This is a genomic window from Acidithiobacillus sp. TH-A35, assembly GCF_057473505.1.
The window spans coordinates 1-9850 of the sequence record NZ_JBYCKR010000210.1 but is presented as its reverse complement, the minus strand read 5'-3'; the positions used below and the strand labels follow the sequence as shown (position 1 = coordinate 9850).

General features: G+C 59.3%; 9 protein-coding genes. 6 read left to right on the top strand and 3 right to left on the bottom strand.

Going from position 1 to position 9850, the window contains the following annotated elements; all coding sequences use genetic code 11:
* Both AC2VNK_RS07275 and AC2VNK_RS07270 read right to left on the bottom strand, forming a co-directional pair.
* On the bottom strand, positions 1-883 hold an 883-nt coding region (locus AC2VNK_RS07275; protein ID WP_486883313.1), incomplete at its 3' end, for an AMP-binding protein.
* Position 884: 1 nt separating this feature from the next.
* Complete coding sequence (locus tag AC2VNK_RS07270) at positions 885-1505, bottom strand: glutathione S-transferase N-terminal domain-containing protein (RefSeq protein WP_486883312.1); 621 nt, start codon at positions 1503-1505, stop codon at positions 885-887.
* Positions 1506-1795: 290 nt separating this feature from the next.
* Here AC2VNK_RS07270 and lpxC point away from each other — a divergent pair, with 290 nt between their 5' ends.
* Positions 1796-2710, top strand: coding sequence for a UDP-3-O-acyl-N-acetylglucosamine deacetylase (lpxC, locus tag AC2VNK_RS07265; RefSeq protein WP_291522788.1), 915 nt, complete (start codon positions 1796-1798; stop codon positions 2708-2710).
* Here lpxC and AC2VNK_RS07260 read toward each other — a convergent pair.
* Positions 2650-3162, bottom strand: coding sequence for a DciA family protein (locus AC2VNK_RS07260; RefSeq protein WP_486883311.1), 513 nt, complete (start codon positions 3160-3162; stop codon positions 2650-2652). The two genes, lpxC and AC2VNK_RS07260, sit on opposite strands and share 61 nt — an antisense overlap.
* Before the next feature lie 50 nt (positions 3163-3212).
* Here AC2VNK_RS07260 and secA point away from each other — a divergent pair, with 50 nt between their 5' ends.
* From secA to AC2VNK_RS07235, 5 genes are all read left to right on the top strand, one after another.
* Positions 3213-5963, top strand: coding sequence for a preprotein translocase subunit SecA (gene secA, locus AC2VNK_RS07255; RefSeq protein ID WP_486883310.1), 2751 nt, complete (start codon positions 3213-3215; stop codon positions 5961-5963).
* 9 nt (positions 5964-5972) lie between these two features.
* Positions 5973-7199 carry a bifunctional glutamate N-acetyltransferase/amino-acid acetyltransferase ArgJ gene (argJ, locus tag AC2VNK_RS07250; RefSeq protein WP_486883309.1) on the top strand — a complete coding sequence of 409 codons (1227 nt, stop codon included), beginning with the start codon at positions 5973-5975 and terminating at the stop codon, positions 7197-7199.
* Positions 7199-8188, top strand: a complete 990-nt coding sequence (locus AC2VNK_RS07245; protein WP_291522797.1) for a Nudix family hydrolase — start codon at positions 7199-7201, stop codon at positions 8186-8188. Before argJ ends, AC2VNK_RS07245 begins: the two co-directional genes overlap by 1 nt.
* Positions 8189-9151, top strand: coding sequence for a glycosyltransferase family 2 protein (locus AC2VNK_RS07240; RefSeq protein WP_486883308.1), 963 nt, complete (start codon positions 8189-8191; stop codon positions 9149-9151). It abuts the gene before it with no gap.
* The coding region (locus AC2VNK_RS07235) for a polysaccharide deacetylase family protein (protein WP_486883307.1) at positions 9148-9850 on the top strand (703 nt) is incomplete at its 3' end. The genes AC2VNK_RS07240 and AC2VNK_RS07235, both read left to right, overlap by 4 nt.

Here is a 9850-nt window from a genome sequence, read left to right as displayed (position 1 = left end):
CGAGCAGACCCGGCCGATCTTCGATACCCCGTCGTACCCGGTTATAGAGCAGTTGGAAGACCCGCGGCACGGCGATCATAATGTCCGGATGAGAGGCCTCCATATCGCGGAGAACGGTGTCCGGGCGCTCCGCGTAGGCGATTTCCAACCCCAGCAGGTAGGCGCCGAAGTGCCCCGTGCCCCGTTCAAAAACATGGGAGAGGGGCAGAATGGAGAGCAGGCGTTGTCCGGCATGCAGTGGCACTAACGGCACGAACCCTTCGATATTACTCAGGATGTTGCCGTGACTGAGCATGACACCCTTGGGCCAGCCCGTCGTCCCGGAGGTATACACGATGGTTGCGGTTTGCTGACGCTGTAATGCCGCCAGATGTTCTTCCAACCTGGTATCGGGTATGGCTGCGCCGTCGCTCTCCAGCGCCGCCCAATGGCGCAGGCCGGCGTTCTGCGCGGCGGCCGCATCGCGCAGCAGGATACGATCACCGGGCACGCCCCAGCCCTCGCCCCCCATATGATGCCACTCACCGGCGCCTTCCAACAGCATCAGTCCGGCGCCACTGTCACCCAGCACATAATGAATCTCGCGCGGACTGAACGTCGGGTAGAGGGGAACGGTAATGGCGCCAACGCTGAGGATGGCAAAATCCATGATCGCCCAATCCAGGGAGTTGGGAGCCATCAGGATGACCCGCTCGCCCCGACGTACACCCAAATGCAGAAGTCCCCGCGCCCGTGCCCTTACATGCCCTGCAAAGGCCGCTGCGGTCATCGGCTGAAAAACATTGCCCTGCCGTTGCAGGGCAATGGTTCCGCCGGGATCGCGGGCGCAGCGTGCGAAGAGGCCCTCTGGCAGACTCTGGAAGCGGGCGAGGTCGACGACCATGTCAGCGCATGGCCTTCTCGGCGGGCGTCAGACTGCGTTTGAAACTCTCCATGTTGAAGAGGCGATCCATATACTCCTGGGTCGCGCGGGCTGCCGCAGGCAGGCTGATTTCCAGCGCCGGGAGGCGCCACAGCAGCGGAGCGATGGCGCAGTCGAGCACCGAGAGTTCGTCGCCGAAGAGGTAACGCTGCTGGCTGAAGATGCCGCTCAGTCCGGCAAGGGTGCTGCGGATCTGCTCTTTAGCCGTTTTGACCTGCTCGGCACTGTAGCCCGGCTGGAAGAGCGGTGCGAACCAGTCGCGGTCGAAACGTAGGAGACCCAGGCGCACCTTGGCGCGGGAGATGGGATCCACCGGAATCAACGGGGGGTGCGGAAAACGCTCATCCAGATACTCCATAATGAGGACAGATTCGTGGATGGCCAGATCACGATCTACCAAGGTAGGCACCTGATTGTAGGGGTTGAGTTCTGCGAGATCTTCTGGCTTATTGGCGAGATCGACGTCGATGGTCTGGTACTCCATGGCCTTTTCCTCCAGAACAAAGCGGACGCGGTGCGCAAAAACACAATCGTTGCCGGAGTAAAGGGTCATCAGAGTTTTTTTGCTGCTGGGGGTCGCCATGATATACGTCCTTGTATTGGAGAAGCTTGTTTTGGTGCGACCGCGGTAGTGCGGTCACCTGATCCGTTGGATTATACATAACCAGATGCGCCTTGGGCGATGCGCCGCGCCTGCCCGCAAAAAAAGACAATCAACGCATGTGTTAATAAATGTCAACGGAATATTGTCAAGGGTGGCGGGTCGCTGTACACTGCCTGACCAGCCGGTTAGTTGTATAGAGACAACAAAAGTTGTAAAGTAGGCCACACGCATTTAGCGGGAGGGCGATCCCTGAGATCGCGAAAGGGAATATGATCCGTCAGCGCACGCTCAAAAATATGATCTGGGGCACCGGTATCGGCCTGCACAGTGGCAAGAAGGTCTATATTGGCCTGCGCCCGGCGCCGGTAAACACCGGGATCGTCTTCCACCGCAGCGATATCGAGGGTGGCGCCTGGATCAAGGCCGACCCTCTGCACGTGGTGGATACCCGCCTGTCTACCAATATCGGCGATGGTCAGATACGGGTCGGTACTATTGAGCATCTGATGTCGGCACTGGCAGGTCTGGGTATTGATAATGCCTATGTAGATCTCGACGGGCCGGAAGTGCCGATCATGGATGGTAGCGCTGCACCCTTTGTATTCCTCATCCAGTGCGCTGGGATCGAAGAGCAGAAGGTGCCGAAGCGTTTTATCCGCATCACTAAACCCCTCAAGGCCGAAGACGGTGATCGCTGGGTGCAATTAGAGCCCTTCGAAGGTTTCAAGGTGAGCTTTACCATCGATTTTGACCATCCCGTGATGAAAAACGGCGGTCAGGAAGTGACTGTGGATTTCGCGCGGACCTCTTATCTTAAAGAAGTGGCACGTGCGCGTACCTTCGGCTTTATGCGCGAGGTCGAGACCTTGCGGCGCATGGGGCTCGCCCTCGGCGGCAATCTCGATAATGCCATTGTGGTCGATGATTACCGCGTGCTCAATGAAGAAGGTCTGCGTTACACCAATGAGTTCGTGCGCCACAAGGTGCTTGACTCCATCGGTGATCTCTATCTGCTTGGCCACCCACTGGTCGGCCATTTTTCCGGTCACAAGGCGGGGCATGCCCTCAACAACAATTTGCTGCGGGCACTGCTTCTCCGTCAGGATGCGTGGGAGTTTGTGGATTACTCCGAGAGGCGCGCGCCATTTTCCTTTGCTGAGGCGCTGGCGACAGCCTCCGCCTGAAGGCTGTCCAGAGTGGCTGCCAAGCGCTTAAGCGCGACGGCTATGGCTTGTGGCATCTGATCGCTCTCTGCCCGCAGAGCTTGGGCAGCCTCTGCTGAAATGTGAGGCGCTTTCGGGAGTTTGGCCGGTTGCGGCAGCCGGTATGACCAAGGCCGCACCGCGGCGATGATTTGCTGTGCTGGAGTTTTCGGGAAGCGATTATTCCATTGTTTCAGTATGTTTTTTTCATTTCTTCGTAGCCATGAAATCCATACCGGGCTCTGACAGAGCACACTCAGCACCCCCCCGGACCAATCAACCAGCCAGGTATGGTCCTGTGCCTCCAGTGAGAGTAACGCATTCCAGTCGATTTGACGCTCACGCAGTAGCGTTCCGCGACGGCAGACCTCTCCGATCGGCCCGGAAGGGTTTTGCGTCATGGGACGCCAGGTACGTCGTCGTTTATCATCCATAGGCTTTCATGCTACCCTGCTCGATATTTTTTACCTAGGCTCGCGTGCTCATGTTTGGAACTATCATCCGCCATGTCGTTGGCAGTCGCAATGACCGCCTGATCAAGAAGGCCCGTGCCGTTGTGGCGCAGATCAATGCCCTGGAAGGTCGCTACAAGGCCATGGACGATGCCGCCCTCGCCGGGCAGACCTTGCGCTTTAAAGAGCGGGTGGCCCACGGTGAATCACTTGACGCGGTGCTGCCCGAGGCATTTGCGGTGGTGCGTGAGGTGACTCAGCGGGTGATGGGCATGCGCCAGTACGACGTGCAGCTGATCGGCGGCTACATGTTGCATGAAGGTAAAATTGCGGAAATGCGCACCGGTGAGGGCAAGACTCTCGTCGCGACCTTGCCCGCCTACCTCAACGCCCTGCAGGGTAAGGGCGTGCATGTAGTGACGGTCAATGACTATCTGGCCAGCCGCGATGCTCAGTGGGTCAGTAAGATTCACGGCTTTCTGGGCCTGAGCGTGGGTACGATCATCTCGGATATTTCCAGCGAGGAGCGCCGCGCCGCTTATGCTGCCGACATCACCTACGGCACCAATAACGAGTTCGGTTTCGATTATCTGCGCGATAACATGGCGTTTTCTCCTGCCGACCGGGTGCAGCGCGGCCTTCACTACGCCATCATCGACGAAGTGGACTCCATCCTCATCGACGAGGCACGTACCCCGCTGATTATCAGTGGTCCCACTGAAGAGAATACCGACCTTTACTACCGGGTGGACAAACTCGTCGGAAATTTTGTGGTCGATGAGGATTATACAGTCGATGAGAAGGCCCGGCAGGTGATGCTCACGGAAGAGGGTATCGAAAAGGCGGAACGCCTGATGGCGGAAAGCGGCCTGCTGAGTGACGGCAATCTCTATGATCTGGCTAATGTTACCCTGGTTCATCATCTCAATCAGGCGCTGCGTGCCCATGTGATCTACCGGCGGGAAACGGATTATATCGTTCGCGACGGAGAGGTTTGTATTGTCGACGAATTCACGGGACGTATGATGTCGGGGCGGCGCTGGTCTGATGGTCTGCATCAGGCGGTGGAAGCCAAGGAAGGGGTGGCCGTTCAGAATGAAAACCAGACCCTGGCCTCCATCACCTTCCAGAATTATTTCCGCATGTATGAAAAGCTTTCGGGAATGACCGGTACCGCAGACACGGAAGCCTTTGAGCTGAACCAGATTTATGGGCTGGAAGTGGTGATGATACCGACTCATAAGCCGGTGATGCGGACGGACTTTGCCGATCTCATCTACCGCACCAGCCAGGAAAAGTGGACGGCACGTGTTGAGGATATCCGTGATTGTCAGCAGCGTGGCCAGCCGGTACTGGTGGGTACCACCTCTATCGAGCATAACGAATTCTTGTCCCACCAGCTCAAGCAGGCACGGATTCCCCATGAAGTGCTGAACGCCAAGCAGCATCAGCGCGAAGCCGAGATTATTGCCCAGGCCGGCAAACCCGGAATGGTGACCATCGCTACCAACATGGCGGGGCGTGGTACCGACATCGTGTTGGGCGGCAATGTCGGGCATCAGGTGGATATGGTGCTGGCCAATCCGGATCTGGAAGAAGACGAAAAAACCCAACGGGTCGAGTCCCTCAAGGGTGCCTGGCAAGGACTGCATGATGCAGCGATAGCGGCGGGTGGACTCCATATTGTCGGCACCGAACGTCATGAATCGCGGCGGGTAGACAACCAGTTGCGGGGGCGCTCCGGTCGCCAGGGCGACCCCGGTACCACCCGTTTTTACCTTTCCCTGGATGACCCGCTGATGCGCATTTTCGGCAGCGACCGACTGGGCGGTCTGATGCAGAAGCTGGGGATGAAGGAAGGTGAGGCGATTGAACATCCCTGGGTGACCAAGTCTATCGAGAATGCCCAGCGCAAGGTGGAAAGTCGCAACTTCGATATCCGCAAGCAATTACTGGAATACGATGACGTGGCCAATGAGCAGCGCCGGATTATCTATCAGCAGCGTAATGCCTTCATGGATGCGGATGACGTCAGTTCGGAGATCAAGGCGTTGCGTGATGACGTCCTCGACGCGGTGCTGGCCGACACTGCGCCCGAAGGCGTTATGGAAGAGCGCTGGGATCTGCCCGGCCTGGAATCAGCACTGGAGCGGGTTTTTGGTCTGCAGGTCCCGGTCGGGCAATGGCTGGAGCAGGATAAAGGCCTCGCCTATGCCGCGTTGCGCGAACGAATCATGGAGATGGTGTTGTCTGCTTATGCGGCCAAGGAAGCGCTCATGGGCAGTGAAATGGCCCATCATCTTGAGAAGTCCATCCTGCTGCAGGTTCTGGACAGTCAATGGAAGGATCATCTGGCGAGCATGGATCATCTCCGCGAAGGCATTCATCTGCGTGGATATGCCCAGAAGAATCCCAAGCAGGAGTACAAGCGGGAGTCCCTGGTCATGTTCAACACCATGCTGGATCGCCTGCGTGAAGAGGTAATCAGTACCTTGTCTCGACTGCATGTGAGCCCGGCGCCGGCAGAGCCAGTGGATTGGGATGCCATCGCCCGTGCCGCCCAGCCGCAGCATTTGCAGTTCTCCCATCCGGATTTCGCGGCGACCGCAACGCCGGCGCCGGCCGTTGAAGATGCGGGCCCTGCATTGGCGGGCCTGGGAATCATTGGCGAACAGGAAGCCAGTCACCGTCTCGCAATCAATGATGACAAGGTGGGGCGGAATCAGCCTTGTCCTTGCGGTTCCGGTAAAAAATACAAGCATTGTCATGGGCGTTTGCAATAAGGAAAACGTATGGCCGTCGGTCTCCACCCTCCCCGGAATATCCTGCCCATAGCGGGGGTTCGCCTGAGTGTGGCGGAGGCGGGCATTCGCTATGCGAAGCGTCGTGATCTGACTCTGATCCATCTCGCGGAAGGGTCCCAGGTGGCGGGTGTTTTTACCCGCAACCGCTTTTGTGCAGCGCCCGTACTGGTAGCTCAGCGTCACCTGGCAGATGGGTCTGGCGTGCGGGCGCTGGTGATCAATACGGGCAATGCCAATGCGGGTACGGGTGCGGCCGGTTTGCAGGCGGCAGAGGCGAGTTGTCGGGTGGTGGCCGAGCAGTTGGGTTGTCCGCCCAGGGCCGTGCTGCCCTTTTCTACCGGTGTGATCGGCGAAGCGGTGGCGCTGGCGGAGAAAATTGCGGCGGCGCTGCCGACCATGGCCGGGCAACTGGCGGAGAATCAATGGGAAGCGGCGGCGGCAGCGATCATGACCACGGATACCATCGCCAAGGCCTGTTCCCGCCAGGTGGAACTGGATGGTGTTACGATCACGGTAACTGGTATGGCCAAGGGATCGGGGATGATCCGCCCGGATATGGCCACGATGCTGGCCTATATCGCTACCGATGCACCTTTGCATGGGACTGCCTTGCAGCAGTGTCTGCAAGAGGCCATGGCACAGTCCTTCAACCGCATTACGGTGGACGGTGATACCTCTACCAACGATGCCTGCATCCTGATGGCGACGGGGCAGGCGGCGCTGCCTCCCATCGCTGCGGCGACGGATCCCCGCTACGTAAGTCTGAGAGACGCCATCACGGCGGTGGCGCAGTGGCTGGCGCAGGCTGTTGTGCGCGATGGCGAGGGGGCGACCAAGTTTATTCCGATCCATATCCTGGGCGGGCGTGACGAAGCAGAGTGTCTGCAGGTGGCTTACCGGATGGCCCATAGTCCATTGATCAAGACGGCGTTCTTTGCTTCCGACCCGAATTGGGGGCGCTTGCTGGCGGCCATCGGTTCAGCCGGCGTGGACGACCTGGAAGTGGATGGGGTACAGGTCTGGCTGGGCGATACGCGCATCGTGCGGGATGGTGCCCGCGACCCCGGTTACAGCGAGACGGCTGGGCAGATGGTAATGGCCCGGGAGGAAATCCCGGTGCGGGTTGATCTGGGCAGGGGTGCCGCCGAGGCGCAAATCTGGACCTGCGACTTGTCCTATGACTATGTACGTATTAACGCCGATTACCGTAGCTGATGCCCACCGTTCCCGTCGCAACCGGAATTATTGAAGACGCCTCCGGGCGTCTGTTGGTTTCACTGCGCCCGGAGGGCAAGCCCTGGCCGGGCTTTTGGGAATTCCCCGGTGGTAAAATCGATCCCGGCGAAACGCCGGAACAGGCCCTGGTCCGGGAGCTCTGGGAAGAGCTGGGGATTACGGTAACGGCGCCGGAGCCTTTCCGGGTGTTGGATTATACCTATCCGGAGCGTACGGTGCGTCTGCATTTCTATCGGGTGCGGCATTGGCTGGGCACGGCGCACGGGCGGGAAGGACAGAAAGTACGCTGGCTTTATCCCTGGGAAATTCCTGCGTTGGAATGCCTGCCTGCGAATCTCTGCATGACGGCGGCCGTATTGGCGGAGGCCTTGCCCCATCCGCCCCTCTGTCTGATTGCCGATCCGGGCAAGGTGCCCCTACTCGATTTGCAGAGGTCGCTGGAAGCGGCACTCGGTGCCGGATTGCGCTGGCTGGTGTTGCGTTGCAAAGCGGTGCCTGATGACTCTAGCGCTGATGTGCTGGCGGCACTGTGCGCCGGGGCGCTGGCGCAGGGGGCGCAGGTCTACCTTAATCATCCTGATCCCCTGCCCGACTGGCCGCGCTCTGGTCGCCACCTGACCCAGGCGCAGTCAGACGCAGGCGTAAAACCCGATGAGGCATTCGGGGTGTCCTGTCATGATGCCGCAGGGTTGCAGCGGGCGGCGCGTCTCGGGGCGCGCTACGCCTTTCTCTCGCCGATTTTCCCCACCCCGAGCCATCCGGGTGCGGCGGCGCTGGGACTTCAGGCTTTTGCGGCGATGGCCGCTGAATCGTCTCTGCCCCTCATTGCGCTCGGCGGAATGACAACAGCACGGGTGCCCACGGCGCTGGCTGCTGGCGCGCGCGGTGTGGCGGTGCTCTCCGGTATTCTCGAAGCGCAGGATCCTGCCGCCGCTGCCCGCGCATTTCTCCAGCATTGGGACGGATAAATGGCCCTTATTTCCGTCGTGATTCCGCTCTATAACGAGATCGGCAATGTCTCACCACTCTGTACAGCCCTTAGCAATGTCCTGGGGGGCGCCGATGCCGAGGTGATCATCGTCGATGATGGCAGCCGGGACGGGAGTGCCGCCGCGCTGGACCGGGAGGCAGAGGCGCGCGGCGCGCGTTTCAAAATCATCCACCTGCAACGAAATTTTGGACAGACTGCGGCGATGCAGGCGGGGATTGATGCGGCTCTGGGCGAAGTGATTGTGACCCTGGATGCAGATCTGCAAAATGATCCGGAAGATATCCTGCCTCTGGCGCAGCGCTTGCTGGAGGAGAATCTGGATGTGGTGGCGGGTTGGCGAAAAAACCGGCAGGACAGTCTGTTGTTGCGCAAGATTCCGTCGCGGATTGCCAATCGTTTGATCCGCCGCCTCACGGGTGTTTATTTGCATGATTATGGTTGCACCCTCAAAGCCTATCGTGCCTCGGTGATCAAGGGCGTGCGCTTGTATGGCGAAATGCATCGCTTCATCCCGGCCTGGCTTTCCACCCTGACTTACACGGATCGCATCGTTGAGGTGCCCGTGCGCCATCATCCGCGTCGGACGGGGCGGAGCAAGTATGGGATCACCCGCACCTTGCGGGTGCTGGTGGACCTGCTGTTTGTGAAGTTTTTTCTCGGCTACAGCCAGCGTCCGATGCATTTTTTTGGGGTGACCGGGCTGGCGCTGCTCAGCATCGGCTCGGCTATGCTGCTGTATCTTTTCATCGATAAATTTGGTTTTGGTGCGGAAATCTCCGGGCGCCCTATGCTGATTGCCGGCGTGCTGTTTTTCCTCGCGGGGCTGCAATTCCTCAACACCGGCATCCTCGGCGAGATGCTGGCCCGCATCTATCATGAGTCTCAGGATAAAAAGACCTACGTGGTGCGCCACACCGTACATTTTGATCCGCCCGCGTGAAACCCATTCCCATTCTGATGTATCACAATATCTCAACGGCCCCCAAGGGGGTCAAGCTGCGCGGCCTTTATATCTCCCCCCGGCGCTTTGCCCGGCAAATGGCGTTACTGCACTGGTTGGGTTATCAAGGGCTGTCCATGTCTGCAGCCATGCCCTATCTGCGCGGAGAGCGGGAAGGCAAAGTGGCGGTGATTACTCTGGATGACGGCTATCGGGATAATCTCGAATATGCCTTGCCGGTGTTGCAGCGCCATGGTTTTACGGCAACCTGCTACGTGGTGAGTGCCGCCATCGGTACCGACAATTACTGGGATGCACAACAGTTAGGCACACATAAGCCACTGATGAATCTGCATGAGCTACATGGCTGGCGGGAGGCTGGAATGGAGATCGGGGCGCACAGCCGTCATCATCCCCGTTTGCCGGAGCTGAGTGAGTCCGAGTTGGACGACGAGGTGTCAGGATCCAAGCGCGAGTTGGAAGGGCTTTTGGCGGTGCCGGTGACTCAGTTCTGTTATCCCTATGGTGCGGCGGGGCTGCGCGAACGGGAGGCGGCCCGGCGCGCTGGCTTTGTTGCCGCGGTGACGGTGCGGCGGGGCCGTGTCTTGCCGGGTGCTGACCTCATGGATTTACCGCGGGTGATGGTCGGCGGGCATCATGCGCCCCATGTTTTTCCCCTGCAACTGCTGACCCGGCATG